Origin of the sequence: Paenibacillus alkaliterrae, assembly GCF_021532375.1 — a bacterium.
Classification (GTDB): domain Bacteria; phylum Bacillota; class Bacilli; order Paenibacillales; family Paenibacillaceae; genus Pristimantibacillus; species Pristimantibacillus alkaliterrae.
This window is the reverse complement of the sequence record NZ_JAKGAP010000007.1, coordinates 1-14,878: the sequence shown is the minus strand read 5'-3', so window position 1 is coordinate 14,878 and position 14,878 is coordinate 1. Positions and strand designations below refer to the sequence as shown.

15 protein-coding genes are annotated in these 14,878 nt (G+C 48.2%); all 15 read right to left on the bottom strand.

Translation table 11 applies throughout. The features are described from left to right. Nucleotides 1-23: 23 nt before the first annotated feature. Nucleotides 24-2,105 (bottom strand): glycine--tRNA ligase subunit beta, encoded by a 2,082-nt coding sequence (gene glyS / locus L1N85_RS03265; RefSeq protein WP_235234748.1) that lies wholly within the window; start codon nt 2,103-2,105, stop codon nt 24-26. Beyond that, nucleotides 2,098-2,985 carry a glycine--tRNA ligase subunit alpha gene (gene glyQ / locus L1N85_RS03260; protein ID WP_235234747.1) on the bottom strand — a complete coding sequence of 296 codons (888 nt, stop codon included), beginning with the start codon at nt 2,983-2,985 and terminating at the stop codon, nt 2,098-2,100. Before glyQ ends, glyS begins: the two co-directional genes overlap by 8 nt. Nucleotides 2,986-3,328: 343 nt before the next feature. After that, a complete protein-coding gene (gene recO / locus L1N85_RS03255) occupies nt 3,329-4,072 on the bottom strand; it encodes a DNA repair protein RecO (RefSeq protein ID WP_235234746.1) in 744 nt (247 codons plus the stop codon). 168 nt (nt 4,073-4,240) lie between these two features. Next, complete coding sequence (locus L1N85_RS03250) at nt 4,241-4,402, bottom strand: YqzL family protein (protein ID WP_235234745.1); 162 nt, start codon at nt 4,400-4,402, stop codon at nt 4,241-4,243. Between the two features lie 100 nt (nt 4,403-4,502). Further along, nucleotides 4,503-5,426 carry a GTPase Era gene (era, locus tag L1N85_RS03245; protein ID WP_235234744.1) on the bottom strand — a complete coding sequence of 308 codons (924 nt, stop codon included), beginning with the start codon at nt 5,424-5,426 and terminating at the stop codon, nt 4,503-4,505. Between the two features lie 7 nt (nt 5,427-5,433). Continuing rightward, complete coding sequence (locus tag L1N85_RS03240) at nt 5,434-5,868, bottom strand: cytidine deaminase (RefSeq protein WP_268818127.1); 435 nt, start codon at nt 5,866-5,868, stop codon at nt 5,434-5,436. A gap of 27 nt (nt 5,869-5,895) precedes the next feature. Continuing rightward, a complete protein-coding gene (locus L1N85_RS03235; RefSeq protein WP_235234743.1) occupies nt 5,896-6,258 on the bottom strand; it encodes a diacylglycerol kinase family protein in 363 nt (120 codons plus the stop codon). Continuing rightward, the gene (gene ybeY / locus L1N85_RS03230) at nt 6,258-6,755 is read right to left on the bottom strand and encodes an rRNA maturation RNase YbeY (RefSeq protein WP_235234742.1); all 498 of its coding nucleotides are present in this window, start codon (nt 6,753-6,755) and stop codon (nt 6,258-6,260) included. Before ybeY ends, L1N85_RS03235 begins: the two co-directional genes overlap by 1 nt. Next, nucleotides 6,752-8,998: an HD family phosphohydrolase gene (locus L1N85_RS03225; protein ID WP_235234741.1), complete on the bottom strand. Its 2,247-nt coding sequence runs from the start codon at nt 8,996-8,998 to the stop codon at nt 6,752-6,754. Before L1N85_RS03225 ends, ybeY begins: the two co-directional genes overlap by 4 nt. A 17-nt stretch (nt 8,999-9,015) precedes the next feature. Next, nucleotides 9,016-9,987, bottom strand: coding sequence for a PhoH family protein (locus L1N85_RS03220; protein ID WP_235235298.1), 972 nt, complete (start codon nt 9,985-9,987; stop codon nt 9,016-9,018). A gap of 6 nt (nt 9,988-9,993) precedes the next feature. Further along, the gene (yqfD, locus tag L1N85_RS03215; protein WP_235234740.1) at nt 9,994-11,190 is read right to left on the bottom strand and encodes a sporulation protein YqfD; all 1,197 of its coding nucleotides are present in this window, start codon (nt 11,188-11,190) and stop codon (nt 9,994-9,996) included. A gap of 54 nt (nt 11,191-11,244) precedes the next feature. After that, the gene (gene yqfC, locus L1N85_RS03210) at nt 11,245-11,523 is read right to left on the bottom strand and encodes a sporulation protein YqfC (RefSeq protein WP_235234739.1); all 279 of its coding nucleotides are present in this window, start codon (nt 11,521-11,523) and stop codon (nt 11,245-11,247) included. Between the two features lie 190 nt (nt 11,524-11,713). Then, the gene (locus L1N85_RS03205; protein WP_235234738.1) at nt 11,714-12,223 is read right to left on the bottom strand and encodes a hypothetical protein; all 510 of its coding nucleotides are present in this window, start codon (nt 12,221-12,223) and stop codon (nt 11,714-11,716) included. 58 nt (nt 12,224-12,281) lie between these two features. Next, entirely contained in the window at nt 12,282-13,271 is a 990-nt protein-coding gene (gene floA, locus L1N85_RS03200; RefSeq protein WP_235234737.1) for a flotillin-like protein FloA, read from the bottom strand. A gap of 35 nt (nt 13,272-13,306) precedes the next feature. Further along, a complete protein-coding gene (locus tag L1N85_RS03195) occupies nt 13,307-14,677 on the bottom strand; it encodes an NfeD family protein (protein ID WP_235234736.1) in 1,371 nt (456 codons plus the stop codon). Nucleotides 14,678-14,878 lie beyond the last annotated feature (201 nt).

Sequence of the window (14,878 nt, the reverse complement as noted above, 5' to 3'; positions counted from 1 at the left end):
GCTATGAGCGTTTTTTCGCTCGACTACCAAACCAGCTTCGAGAAATCGGCGACAATCGCGATATCTTCCGCAATGCTTGCAAGCGTTGACAACCGGTTCGCGCGAATTGCCTCATCCGGCGACATGACCATAACTTTTTCAAAATACGTATGAATAAAAGGCTTCAAAGATGTTAAGGATTGTACCGCTTTTGTGATATCTCCTTGCTCGATTGCGGTTAGGAACGTTGGACGCTGCGCCAGCCATTGCTCATACAGGTCCGTTTCCACTTGTTCTGCGAACAGGGAAGGATCAACCGTGTTACTGGTCGCCTTCGACGCCAGATTGCTAACGCGGTTAAATTGCTCGACCGTAAGCTTAAACTCCGCTCGATCCTCGCCGGCCGCAAGCAGTTGAACAACTGCTGCGCGCTCGATCGTGGAGCGCAAATCAGCAAATCCGAAAGCCATTACCGCATCGATGACGTCGTAGCGTACGCCCTGCTCGGAAAGCACGTTTTTCACGCGAAGAGCAAAGAAATCCGAGAGATCCTTGCGAATATCCGTTGCATTCCGTTTCAAACCGCGGTTCTCATGAACCGCCAATGCAGCATCATATAAATCGTGCAATTGCAGCCTCAAGCCATGTGCCAAAATGATTTGCACGATGCCTGCAGCTTGTCTTCTAAGCGCATATGGATCCTGTGAGCCCGTCGGAATAATGCCAATCGAGAAACATCCGACAATTGTATCTATTTTATCCGCTAGGCTTACGATTGTTCCTGTCGAATCGGAAGGAGCCAAGTCGCCGGCAAAGCGTGGCTGATAGTGTTCGTTAATGGCTCTCGCCACAGCTTCGCGCTCGCCCGCTTTGCGGGCATAATCCTCGCCCATAATTCCCTGAAGCTCAGGGAACTCATATACCATTTGCGATACAAGATCGAATTTGCAAATATCCGCTGCACGGCTAATATCCTGAGCAGTCTGCCCATCAATAAGCAAATGCTTGCTAATCAAATCCGCCGTTTCGCGGATGCGTCTCACTTTGTCCGCAACTGAACCAAGCTCTTCGTGATAAACGATATTCTCAAGCTTCGAAAGCGCATGCTCAATCGTTAGCTTATGATCCTCTTCATAGAAAAATTTCGCGTCGGAAAGTCTTGCCCGAAGCACTTTCTCATTTCCTTTCGCAACAAGCTCGATCGATTTAAGATCGCCGTTCCGTACCGTTACGAAGTAAGGTTGAAGCTGGCCCTCCCCGTTAAACACCGGGAAATACCGCTGATGCTCGCGCATTGAGGTAATGAGCACTTCTTGCGGAATGTGAAGGAATTCAGGTTCAAAGCCGCCAAACAATACGTTAGGATATTCAACCAAGAACAGCACTTCTTCAAGCAAGTCTTCCTTGACCGCAATTTCCCAGCCCTTTTCCTTCACCAACTCCTTAATCTGAGTGATGATTAGCTGTTCGCGTTCGCTTACGTCAACAATGACATGCTGCTCGCGCAGACGCTCAATGTAATGGGACGGTTCATGCACCGTTGCGTCGCTGCCAAGGAAACGGTGACCGCGAGAAACGTTGCTTGTCTTTACATTCGTTATCTCAAAAGGAATAACCTCTTTGCCAAACAGCGCGACAAGCCAGCGAATGGGTCTTACGAAACGAAGCTCATGGGTTCCCCATCGCATATTTTTTGGAAAAGACATTGAAGTAATGATGGAGAGCAGTCCCTCTGGCAATAGGCTTGTCGTATCCGCTCCAATGCTGTTTTTCTTTGCATAGACGTACTCTACGCCAGACAACTCTTGGAAATACAACTGATCTGTCTCAACGCCTTGACTGCGCGCAAATCCAAGCGCCGCTTTACTCCAATTTTCTTGCTCATCCTGAGCGATTTTTCGAGCTGGACCCTTTGCCTCCTCGTTCATATCAGTCTGCTTCTCAGCCACATCGCGCACTAGCACAGCGAGTCGGCGCGGAGTTGCGAACGCATCCACACCGCCGTGCTCAATGCGGGAATCGGATAGCCATTTAACCGTTTTTTCCTTCAGCTGGTTCATTGCTCCGCGCACAAACCTTGCCGGCACTTCCTCCAGACCGATTTCCAGCAGCAAATCTCTAGTCATTTTGCTTCACTCCTTTGTTCAGCAGCGGGAATCCAAGACGTTCCCTTTCCTCGTAGTAAGTTGATGCGCAGGCACGTGCCAAATTCCTTACCCTCGTTATATAGCCCGTTCTCTCCGTCACGCTGATTGCTCCGCGCGCATCAAGCAAATTGAACGTATGCGAACATTTCAACACATAGTCGTAGGCAGGAAATACGAGGTTATGATCCATCGTTTTTTTCGCTTCTTCCTCATACATGTTGAACAAGGTGAACAGCATAGCCGAATCAGACGTTTCAAACGTATATTTCGAATGCTCATATTCGGGCTGCTTGAAGACATCACCATACGTTACGCCATCCACCCATTCCAGATCGAACACATTTTCTTTTTGTTGAATATAAGAAGCAAGCCGCTCCATGCCATAGGTAATTTCAACGGCAACAGGATTAGCATCGATACCGCCAACCTGCTGGAAATAAGTAAACTGCGTAATTTCCATGCCATCCAGCCACACCTCCCAGCCTAAGCCCCATGCGCCTAGAGTCGGTGATTCCCAGTTATCCTCAACAAAGCGAATATCATGGTCATTCGCATCGATTCCGAGCTGCTTCAGGCTCTCCAAATATAGCTCTTGAATATTGTCCGGTGAAGGCTTCAAAATGACCTGAAACTGATGATGCTGATATAGACGGTTAGGATTTTCGCCATAACGGCCATCAGCAGGACGACGAGACGGCTCCACGTACGCAACATTCCAAGGCTCAGGCCCGATTGACCTCAGGAACGTCATAGGGTTCATCGTTCCCGCACCTTTCTCTACATCATAGGGCTGAACCAGAATGCAGTTTTGTTCGGCCCAAAATTTCTGCAGCGTCAAAATCATTCCTTGAAAATTCATAATCGATCCTCTCCTTCTTCCTCTGTTTTATGTCCGCTTGCGGACTATTTCTGGATCAGCGAAGGCAGATATGCAAAAAAACTCCCGTCTCTACGCCTGCTGCCAGACGTAGGGACGAGAGTTATTATCCCGCGGTTCCACCCTACTTGGTTTACTCTTCTGGAGTATACCCTCTTAGTTTATTACGACTCCGGAGTGCCTTTTCTTCGTCGTGTCCGTCCAGGCTCTCACTATTCCCGGCTCGCTATTTCAGACGACATCGAACGATTACTTTCTCCATCACTGCCCCATATTCATAATGCACTATTTTATGCTTTTTTATGCCAAATGTCAAACCGTTTGCCTATAATAGCTTATCCAGCTGATCCAGAAAGCTGCGCGACTTTAACTGGAACCCCAAATGAGTATCAATCAGCTTGCGCATGCACACCTTTAACTGCTCTTTCGTTTCTAGCTTTACTTGAATGTTGCCCAGCCTTCGCATATCCATCATGCGAAATAACCGGAGCAGTTTATACGCCCCTTCTCCCAGCGGTATGGCACTCGAATCCTTGCCTGAACATCGAGAGCATAAAATACCGCCTGCATGCGGCGATAATTTAAAAGGGCCCAACCTATTGCCACAGCTTACACATTCCTCAAGCTCTGGCGCATAGCCGGATAAATCCAGAATACGCATCTCGTACAAATGAATGACTATTTGTGCATCCTTACCTTGCTCAAGTGCCGATAGGCAGGCATTTAACTGTTCAAAATGAAAACCTGTCGCCTCTTCGTCCTGTAAGGAGCGATCCGTAAGCTCGACCGCATACGACGCATAGGCTGCCATATCCAGCTGTTCACGCAAAAGATGGTGAGATTCTATAATCTCACCATGATTAAGCGTTCCCAGACCATTGCTTCGAAAATAAACGAACTCTCCGTATGTAAATGGCTGCGCAAGCGATGAGTGCTTACTTTTTACTTTTTTTGCTCCGCGTATAAGTACGCCTGCCTTGCCGTTTGTCTTTGTAAGCAGCGTTACAATTTTGTTGTTTTCCCCATAATCCATGCTCCGAATAACAATACCTTCGACACGATACAACATAACGCAAACTCTCCCCTGAACGCGAAAGCGGAAGCATGCCTTCCCATGGAGGCGCGCTTCCGCTGCGCGACGACATATAAGCCAAGTATACGATCAAAAGCTATGCTTGCTTATATTCTTTAAACGTTCTTTCGATAATCAGCCTATACGATAAATTCATTGGAACCGTTAGTTTGATTCAGCTTCCAATTCCATCTTTTCAAACTCGTCTTCGGCTCCAGCTATTGAATCAGCAGGACCCTCCGCTCCAAACTGATTCATCTCCTTGTAAAGCATGAAGGATTCGACATCCCCGGTCAACGTAAAATACTTCCACGAAAAATCTCGCATTCGTATTCATCCCTTTCGTCCCCCTGAAATGCTGCTTCAGACGTTATTAGGATGTGATAATCGACCGTCATCTATCCTTAACAAAATTCGTCAAATAGGTTCAATCATGTCGAAAGCCAAGATCCTTCAGCACGCGCTCTTGATTACGCCAATCCTTCTTAACCTTGACCCAAAGCTCCAGAAAAATGCGGGAGCCAAGCAATGCCTCGATATCCTTGCGGGCCTGCTTGCCGACTTCCTTCAGCAGCTCCCCTTTTTTGCCGATTATGATCCCTTTCTGGGAGTCCCTTTCGACGAAGATGACCGCTCCAATATACACAACTCCGTTTTCCTTTACGCGCATATCTTCTATCGTGACCGCAATGGAATGCGGAATTTCATCGCGGGTCATATGCAATATTTTCTCGCGAATAAGCTCCGAGCATACGAATTGCTCAGGATGATCCGTAATTTGATCAGCGGGGTAGTATTGCGGACCTTCTGGCAAATAACGGGAAATTTGCTCGAGCAGCGTTTCGATATTATTGCCTTTAAGCGCAGAAATCGGAATAATTTCCGCAAATTCATGCAGTTCGTTATATTGTGTAATCATGGGCAGCAATTGCTCCGGCTCCACCTTATCGATTTTGTTCATAACAAGGAAAACGGGTGTTTTGACCTTCTTTAGCTGTTCGATTATAAAGCGGTCGCCGCCACCGAGGCCTTCAGACGCATCGATCAAAAACAACGCGGCCTCCACTTCCTTTAGGGCGCTTTCTGCCGTTTGCATCATGTAATTGCCAAGCTTCGACTGCGGCTTATGAATACCGGGCGTATCCAAAAATACGATCTGTGTATCGTTTGTTGTGTAAACGCCGTGTATTTTGTTTCGTGTCGTTTGGGGCTTGTCTGACATAATGGCAATCTTCTGACCAATCAAATGATTCATCAACGTTGATTTTCCGACATTCGGTCTGCCAATAATAGCTACGAAGCCCGATTTAAATTTTTTATTATCGCGTTCCTTCGATGTTGTTTTGCTCATCCTTTAATTAACGCTCCCCATTATCTAATGATGCCGGAGTAAAAGCTCCCGGCAATATATCGGACACGGTCGAAATCGTCCACTGTCCGTTTAAATTTCCCATAACAACAGGCATATCAGGTGCACAAAGCTCAACTAAGACCTGTCTGCAAATACCGCAAGGCGCTATAGGACCTTTCGTGTCGCCAATTACCGCGATAGCCTTAAACTGTCCTGCTCGCTTTCCGTCTGCAATCGCGCGAAACAACGCAGTGCGTTCAGCGCAATTCGTAGGGCCGTATGCGGCATTCTCTACATTGCAACCATGGTGGATATGACCTTCATCATCAAGCAACGCGGCTCCTACCTGAAAATTCGAATAGGGAACATACGCATTCGGCATTGCATCTCTTGCTGCGGATAGCAGCTTTGTATAAGGCTCTGATAAACCATCAAACACCATTTCACGATCCCCCAAATTCAATCAGGCTCATTTGAACAATAAATGCCAGAAGGGCGGCCCAATAATGAGCAGCCCAATAACAGCAGAGATGGTTGCCGCAATCAAAACCGCACCGGCAGCGACATCCTTCGCTATCTTTGCGACAGGATGAATGTCCGGACTTGCAAGATTTACCGCTTGTTCAACAGCGGTGTTTATCATTTCCGCGCTGAGGACAACGGCAATTGTCAGCAATAGAATCGCCCATTCCAATGGTTTAAGTGCCACATACCATCCTAAACCGCAAGCAACTATTGCCGCAAATAAGTGAATACGCATATGTCCTTGTGTTCGTATTGCAAAGCTTATGCCTGACAATGCAACTAAATAGCTGCGAAAAAGTTTTCGCATTAACGAGAAAGACCCGCTTGCTGCAGGATGGCTTCCTGCTTTGCGGTCATTTCCGCCTCAGCAGCATCGTCCTGATGATCATAACCAATCAAATGTAAAAAGCCGTGAACAAACAAAAAACCTATTTCACGTTCTAAAGAATGTCCGTATTCTTCGCTTTGTGCCGCCGCTGTCTCCACGGAAATGATGATGTCTCCGAGCATGCCGGATATAGGATCGGATTCGTTCTCGCTCTCCACCTCAAAAATGATATCAAGCTCTTCCGTACCGTCTTCCTGCATGGCAAATGATAATACGTCGGTTGGCCTATCGATGCCGCGATATTCACGGTTTAGCTGATGAATTTCCTCATCGTCCGTAAATGTCAGCGATACCTCGCCTTCCGTAACGCCCTCCGCCTCAGCGGCTAATTGCAGCAATTGTTCCAGCTTCACTATCCAGCTATCCGGAATTTCCATCTTTTGTTGTTCATTGCTCCAATCCAATTGTATGCTCATCCCATACGCTCCTTTGTTTTTACATCTTCCGGGTATTCAATGCGTGAGTGGAAGATACCTATAACGCTTTCTTTAAGCGATTGCGCAATTTTATCAAGTTCCTTCAATGTCAAATCGCATTCATTATATTGATTATCGTCGAGCCTGTACTTGATGATCTTGTTAATCATCGCTTCTACCTGCTCTACGGTTGGATTCCGCAGGCTTCGTACCGCTGCTTCCACGCAATCGGCGATTCCGACGACGGCAGCCTCCTTCGATTGGGCTTTCGGGCCGGGATAGCGGAAATCATCCTCCGTAAACGTTGGCTCTACACCCTGCTCCTCCAGTTGCTTAATCGCTTTGTAATAAAAGAACTTAAGCGACGTTGTGCCGTGATGCTGCTCTGCAATGTCGCGGATCGGCTTAGGTATATTATGCCCCCGAAGCATATCCACACCATCCCTTGCATGGGCGACAATAATGGATTTGCTAAGCTTCGGATCAATCGTATCATGCGGATTCTCGATGTTTGTCTGATTTTCGATAAAATAATTCGGCCGCTTCGTCTTCCCGATATCATGGTAAAACGAGCCTACCCGGCAAAGCAGCCCGTCCGCTCCAATTGCTTCAGCCGCTGCTTCAGATAAATTTCCTACCATCACGCTATGGTGATAGGTTCCCGGCGTTTCCGTAAGCAGTTTGCGCAGAAGCGGATGGTTCGGATTGGACAGCTCCACGAGCTTCAGGGCAGACAAGATGCCGAACGTCACTTCAAAAAACGGCATTAACCCGATGACCAGCACCGCGGTAACCAAACCGCTTGCAAAGGCGAAGGCAATCGAATAAATAAAGGACACTCGCTCAAGCTGTTCAGATAGCAGCAAAATCGTTAAGACCGACAAAGATCCGAATAAGCTGACCATGATGCCTGCTTTGAGTATGGTGGATCGCTGACTTGCCCGATGTATGGAGAAGATCGCGGCAATTGAAACGACGATAATGACAAAGCCATATTGAAAATCAAATATTTGATGCTGGCCTGTATTTAATATAATACTGCCCATAATCGCGAATAATATAGAGCTGATCATGGCTAGATGCATATCGAGCAGCAAGGTGATAAGCATGGCTCCCAGCGCGGCTGGCGCAAGATATCCGGCATAGGGAGCAGCATCGGTCTGCGTCAGGGATATAATTTGTATGGTAATGATGTTAATAAGAAAGATCAACCATAGCATAAGGAGTGAAGCGTTGTTATATTTTGGCTTTAAGCCGTTAATGCTGCCTGATTGATGCAAATATGCATACAGCACAACAATAAACATAATCGACATAATCAACAGTCCAAGCTGCGGCCAGTAGTTCTGTTTATCTTGCAGCAAAGAGGAATCGGCTAACAGCTTGTACAAGTCAGGAGTGATCGTTTGGCCGCGCTTCACGATCAATTCGCCTTCCTTGATGATGACAGGAGGCGTATTTTGCTTCGCCTGCTCCTTCGCCTCATCGGTAGCTGTCTTGTCCAAAAATTTGTTTGGTGAAATGGCGAACCTCGCCAGCTCCTGTACGATTTCACGGCTTGTCCGGCTCGAAAGCGAGCTTGCATTAACGAGCTCGGCAACTTGGGTCCTTGCCGTTTCCGCTTCACGAAGCTGCTCGCCTGTCAGCTTTCGAACAATATCGCGCGCGACGCTTCGCATTTCCGTCAACGTTTCGGATGTAAGGTTCGGCATTTTGTAAAACGTTTCTTCGGGTATGGTGTATTGCTGCTCCTTCGCAATGATAGCCATTTCCTCCAGGAGCGCATCATTATACGTGCCCGTGCCCTTGTTAACTTTAACGAAATTATCGATATATTCAGAATACCTGCCCGGAATTTCATTGCGGTATATATCGATTTTATTTTGTACGGTCACTTGATCATCCAAATTCAGCTGCTCAATTCGCACAAATATCTGGTCGACAAGCGTTTCGTTGCGAAGAGGAACGATTGAATATATGAAATCGATCTTCTCGGCCGCCTCCTCCTCCGCTTGCCTCGTCGCCTTGTCGTCTTTAATTTGGAAGGGCGCCTTAATGTCTTTTTCGCTTACGGCGCCCTCTTCAATATCGTACGTTTCGGGTACTACATGCGGTGCTAAACTGAAATAGAACAGCAGCACAAACATAAACATCAGCGCCCATCGAACGGCTGCACTATGCTTCCAACCCGCCGTCTTAGATGGCCGCAAGCTCCCCTGTTTTCCGGTCTGATTTTGGTTCATGCAGCAGACATTCCTCTCTAGGCTTTGTTATCAGCATCCCAATTATAGGCCACAATAATCTTCTGAACTAAAGAATGTCGAACGACATCCTGTTCAGAGAAAAGAATGATACCAATTTCCTCAATATCCTTTAAAATGCGCTGCGCTTCGATTAGACCCGAGTTTTTTCCTCGAGGCAAGTCGATCTGCGTGACGTCACCCGTAATAACCATTTTCGAACCGAAGCCGAGTCTTGTTAGAAACATTTTCATTTGCTCGGGCGTCGTATTTTGTGCTTCATCCAAAATAATAAAGGCATCGTCCAGTGTACGTCCGCGCATATAAGCAAGCGGAGCGATTTCGATCATGCCGCGTTCGATCGCCTTAACCGTTTGCTCGGGCCCAAGCACGTCATGCAGCGCATCGTATAACGGGCGCAAATATGGATCTACTTTTTCCTGAAGGTCACCCGGCAGGAAGCCTAAGTTCTCGCCCGCTTCGACCGCCGGCCTCGTAAGGACGATCCGTTTGATCGAGCCTTCTTTCAAAGCAGCCACCGCGAGAACGACAGCTAGATAGGTTTTGCCTGTTCCGGCAGGCCCTATCCCGAAAACGATATCCCGCTTGCGGATTGTCTTCACATAATGACGCTGACCAATCGTCTTTACACGGATGGGCTTGCCGCGAAAGGTCGTCGTAATTTCCTTTTTAAATAAGTCTAGCAACTCCTCGGCCTGCATAGACCTTGCCAATTCAAGCGCGTAAAATACATCCCTCTCCGATGGTGTATACCCCCCTCGAACGAGCTGCAGCAGCACGGTATAGAGCTGCTCCAGTGATTCAACCTCCTCCGCCGGGCCCGAAATGACGATCTCCGCGTCACGCGACGTAATTGAGGCTTCTACCTGCTCCTGTACTTGGCGCAAGTACTTGTCCTGCGGTCCGAATACAGCCAATCCTTCCACTGCGTTGCCGAGCGGTATCTTAATTACTTTCGTCTCTATTTGCAACAATTCTCAATCTCCTTGCATCTGGACTAGTGGCATTTCCTTAACGATTGATTGCTCGACCTCAAAAAGAACTTTCATATAAACTTTACCATTCTCCGCCTTTTCATGCAAAACAATTTCATTCCTGATGATGGAATCAGAGCCTGCTTTTATAAGCACATCCGCTTTGGCCTGCAAAATGCCGACACTCTTCGCCTCGGCTTCCGTTAACGTTCGATCCTCTACTCTCATCTCCATAATCGTCTCTTTCATTCGCCCGATCGGCAATGCCCATTTGCGCCAAGCCGCCTGTTCCTCATGTCGGATCGTTTCCGAAGCCGCATATGGATGGTCTCCGTACCCGCTAACTTGTAGAGTCCTGGAACCTATAACAGCGTACCACTTCGTTTTCTTCTCGCCCGTGTACACTTTTACATGCTGGACCAGCGGTGCTGCTATGTCAAATTCATACCATACAAGCCCTCTCACTTTCCCTTTCGCAACGACCGTTCGCGAATATTCCTCTCCGCCGATTGTTCCCGAGATAAGCGTATCGCCCTTCTTGACCCTCATGTTCTTCTTGACGACAGGCCTGCCCGCCTCGGCAATAATCTCCGTGACTACCGCATCGGCGGATGCGACAAAGTCCCGCGGATTTTGCAGGGGGCTCTGTTCCGGTATCGTTTGCTCGACAACTTGAATGATGACTTTTGTCCCTTTCTTCTCCACTCCGATCCATGAAGAGCCTGGGAGCTTCTGAACAAGCTGTTTGGAGAGCACATCGGCATTCGCCAGCCGGAATGACCATTGCATAGGGTAGAGCCCCTCTTGCCTGGCTGCCTCGCGAATCTGTTCCTCCGAGAGTTTTACGTTCCCCTCAACCTCGACACTCCACACAAGTGAAGAAAGCATGAAAATAAGCGCAATAAACAAGACGAGTCCGCCCGCAAACAGCTTCCGCCGCTCGGCCTTCGCCAGCCAAAAAGGCAAGCCCTTCCGTTTGCTCACATGCGAACGGCAGCCTGTCTCCTTTAAGTATGCGCGAAGCCGGAAAAAGTCACTAACCGACAGCTCGAATTCGAGCAAGCCTTTGCTTGTCCACCTGATGGAAGACAGCTCAAGCCCGCCGGAAAGAGCCTGATTAACAAGCTGTTCAGGTTGTCCCCCGCGAATCTGAACGGTAACGATCCCCTTCAACCATTGTGTGCTGCCCTGTACGCTCAAACGGTTCCCCTCCCATAAAATCTAAAGATGAATGCTATTTTTGAAAAAGCGAATTCAAGGAAAAAATTTTATGTTTTCAATGAGGCCTTCGACAAATACTTCCTCCGTCCATATCGTGCGGATGACGAGATCGCTGCCCGTTACTTCCAGCTGTCCCTTACTTAAGGCAAGTCGCAGACGCTCGCTTGAAAAATGTACGACTCCCCGGTGATTTTCGATATATAATTGTCGATCTCCTATCATCGTTAAGCGCGGCAAATCATATACGACGTCATGCGGCATATCCAATAGCTCAGCGGTTACTTTCCGAAATTTTCTTTTTATACGACGCATGGACGAATCATTGCCTCCTTAAAGGTTTGCGGAGCAAACCTACTTCGTAAGCGAATGCATGAGATTTTTCATGTACTATACCAAAATATGCAAACTGTCGGCTAAATATGAGATTAATGTAGCGGACATGCAGCCGAGTTTGACGAAAAAACAAAAACCGCCGAGGCTGGATGCTTCGACGGTTCGTTTATTATCTGCGATAAGGTCTTTTGGAGCGCGGCGGTCCTAAAATCTCGGCCCACACCACCGCTCGCCGCAGATCATTTGCTTGTACAGCGGTTGCACTGAAGCTTTTGTTGACGGGCGCGGCACTAGCTCCCTGTGCCTCCTTCGTTACATTCGCTGCGACGACTATTTGCGGCGAGCGTTCGCGCGAGGCCGCTTGTGAAGTGCTGTAAGCATTTCCGACCTCTTGGGAGCCCGCTAAAGGCCCGCTCATCTTTGCTTGCTGACGCTCCTGCTCACTCGCGCTTCGATAGAGCGGCTGCACATCTGTGCGTTCTTGCAGAGGCCTTTCTTCCCTATGCGTCCTTTCATCCGTCATCGGCGATGGAATGCGAGGCAATCCTCCCCCGCCGAAGTTCGGCATTTGACTTGGTTTCTTCTTCGAACCCGCTTTGCCGAATAACGAAGCCAAAGCTCCAAAAATGATAACTACAATGAAGATGTTATTTAACAAAAACTCAATAATTCTCATCATGCCTTCACCTCCAAGGCTCGGCGGCGCCTAACGATTTCCCCTTGAATGAACGCTTGCATTAACGACCTTCTTTGTTATCAGCGGAGTCATCCGGCTTGCCGATAGAGCTTCGCATTTGTGTGTCTGCTTCAATATTTTTCAGGCTCATGTAGTCCATTACTCCGATTTTTCCGCTCTTGAGCGCTTCTGCCATGGCAAGTGGCACCTGAGACTCGGATTCTACAACCCGTGCTTTCATCTCTACAACCTTCGCTTTATTCTCTTGCTCTTGAGCAACGGCCATTGCACGGCGTTCCTCTGCTTTGGCTTGGGCAATTTTCTTATCTGCCTCCGCTTGCTCGGTTTGCAAATGTGCACCGATGTTCTTGCCTACATCAACGTCCGCAATATCGATCGATAAAATTTCAAATGCCGTTCCGGCATCGAGCCCTTTACCGAGAACGGTTCGCGAAATCATATCCGGATTTTCTAACACGTCCTTATGGGAGTTCGCGGATCCAACAGTCGTTACGATGCCTTCACCGACGCGGGCAATGATCGTTTCTTCACCGGCGCCCCCGACAAGGCGGTCGATATTCGCTCTAACCGTTACGCGGGCTTTTACTTTAACTTCAATACCGTCTTTCGCAACTGCCGCAACGGTCGGTGTTTCTATAACGCGGGGATTAACGCTCATTTGTACCGCCTGGAGCACGTCGCGACCGGCAAGGTCGATTGCTGCGGCACGCTCGAATATAAGCGGAATGTTCGCCCGTTGAGCGGCAATCAGCGCATTCACAACGCGGTCAACGTTACCGCCTGCGAGGAAATGGCTTTCGAGCTGATTAATGTTAAGACCGAGCCCTGCTTTTGTTGCTTTAATCAATGGATTAACGATTCTGCTTGGGACCACTCGACGCAACCGCATCGCTACGAGTGTAATGATACCTACCCTTACACCTGAAGCCAATGCGGAAATCCACAGCATGATTGGGAAAAAGCTTAGAAATATTGACAAAACGACGATAGCTACGACTACTAAAATTAAAACCGATATTAATGGATCCATGTAAGATAACCTCCATATTTTGTAATGACCTGCACCTATTTTACTACTTCTTTCACAACTACCCATGTGCCTTCAGCTTTAACTACTTTTACGGCCCTGTTCGCATCTACGAACTCGCCGGAGGTTACGACATCGATCCTGCTGTCTCCGATTCGGACTGTGCCGGCAGGCCTTAACGGCGTTATAGTTAAACCCTCTTGGCCAAGCAGCGAGTCCTTTACATCCGCAGACAAATAACCTTGCTCCGTCGTCAGCTTCTCGCGAAGGATAAACTTATTCCATATGCCGCGGTTTTTATACTTTCTGGCGGCGAACACGATAATGAAGACCGCTGCGACGAACGCAATTACAATCGAAATGAAAGCAGTCATCGGGTTAGGCGCCGCTATGACCACTCCCGTAATTAACGAAATGCTTCCAAGAATCCCCAATATGCCGAAGCTAGGGACGAATACCTCAACGATAAGAAGAGCGATCCCGAGTACAAACAGCACGACGGATTCCATTCCGGCGAATCCTGCGATATAGTGACCGAAGAAATATAAGCCAAACGACAGTATTCCTACAATTCCCGGAGCGCCGAAGCCCGGAACAAGCAGCTCTATGGCTACGCCTGCTATGCCGAGAATAAGAAGCACCGTTGCTACGACAGGGTTAATCAGCCACCTAGCAACAGCCTCAGCAGGCGACGGATTGAGCTCCACCCGTTCGCGCTCTTCCAAACCAAGCCATGCAATAACTTCATCTACGGTATTGGCAGTATGGTCCGAATATCCGACTTTTTCCGCTTCACTCGCGGATAACGTAAGTATATCACCAACCTTCTTATCACGGCCAATCTTATCCTGCAGCGTTAAGGAGACCTTCGGATCGACCATTGCTGCGGCAATTTGATCGTCCCGTCCGTTCAAAGCTGCAGCCTCCATCATTTGCTTCACCCAGAAGGAAACCGTTTTGGGATTATCGATTAGCGTACCCGAGCCGTCGACAACCGCTGCCGCGCCGATCGTGCTGCCTGGCTGCATCACAATCTTGCCGGCATTTAATGCAATATACGTTCCAGCCGAAACAGCTTTCCCTTCTACGAATGCGGTCGTCGGAATGCCGCTTGACCGGACAAGATGACCAATCCGTTCCGCACTGTCCACTCGTCCGCCGAGCGTATTAATGACGAGCACGACATGCTCTGCATTTGCTTCTTTTGCTTCCTTAAAAGCGCGTTCCAAAAATGATTGAAGCCCTGATTCAACCGTTTGCTTCACCGGTACAATATAGACAGCTGGACCTATATTGGCCGTAGCTTTCGCGGGCTCCGACGGAGCACCTAACAATCCTGCAATTGTCACGAGCAACAATGCAGCCAGCAGCATTGGTGCTCCGAACAATCTTCTTCGCCATCGGTTCATGTGCAAGAAGGCCCTCCTCTTTTTCATGTATTGTACCCTACTACGTGCAAAAATTAAAAATGTTTCATTAATCTCTTGCAGCAAGAAGCTTTTTCCTCATAACCCAAATCGGGTAGGAGGCTACTCATTATTTGAGTAGCCGACCTCCCACACCACCGTACGTACCGTTCGGTATACGGCGGTTCCCTAGTTTACGCAGTG

Coding starts and splice junctions, on each gene's coding strand:
- glyQ (WP_235234747.1), bottom strand. CDS start 2,985: ATGAATTTTCAAGGAATGATTTTGACGCTGCAGAAATTTTGGGCCGAA.
- L1N85_RS03225 (WP_235234741.1), bottom strand. CDS start 8,998: ATGAACCAAAATCAGACCGGAAAACAGGGGAGCTTGCGGCCATCTAAG.
- floA (WP_235234737.1), bottom strand. CDS start 13,271: ATGGATCCATTAATATCGGTTTTAATTTTAGTAGTCGTAGCTATCGTC.
- L1N85_RS03195 (WP_235234736.1), bottom strand. CDS start 14,677: ATGAACCGATGGCGAAGAAGATTGTTCGGAGCACCAATGCTGCTGGCT.
- L1N85_RS03235 (WP_235234743.1), bottom strand. CDS start 6,258: ATGCGAAAACTTTTTCGCAGCTATTTAGTTGCATTGTCAGGCATAAGC.
- glyS (WP_235234748.1), bottom strand. CDS start 2,105: ATGACTAGAGATTTGCTGCTGGAAATCGGTCTGGAGGAAGTGCCGGCA.
- ybeY (WP_235234742.1), bottom strand. CDS start 6,755: ATGAGCATACAATTGGATTGGAGCAATGAACAACAAAAGATGGAAATT.
- era (WP_235234744.1), bottom strand. CDS start 5,426: ATGAGCAAAACAACATCGAAGGAACGCGATAATAAAAAATTTAAATCG.
- yqfC (WP_235234739.1), bottom strand. CDS start 11,523: ATGCGTCGTATAAAAAGAAAATTTCGGAAAGTAACCGCTGAGCTATTG.
- L1N85_RS03240 (WP_268818127.1), bottom strand. CDS start 5,868: ATGGTGTTTGATGGTTTATCAGAGCCTTATACAAAGCTGCTATCCGCA.
- L1N85_RS03250 (WP_235234745.1), bottom strand. CDS start 4,402: ATGCGAGATTTTTCGTGGAAGTATTTTACGTTGACCGGGGATGTCGAA.
- L1N85_RS03205 (WP_235234738.1), bottom strand. CDS start 12,223: ATGATGAGAATTATTGAGTTTTTGTTAAATAACATCTTCATTGTAGTT.
- recO (WP_235234746.1), bottom strand. CDS start 4,072: ATGTTGTATCGTGTCGAAGGTATTGTTATTCGGAGCATGGATTATGGG.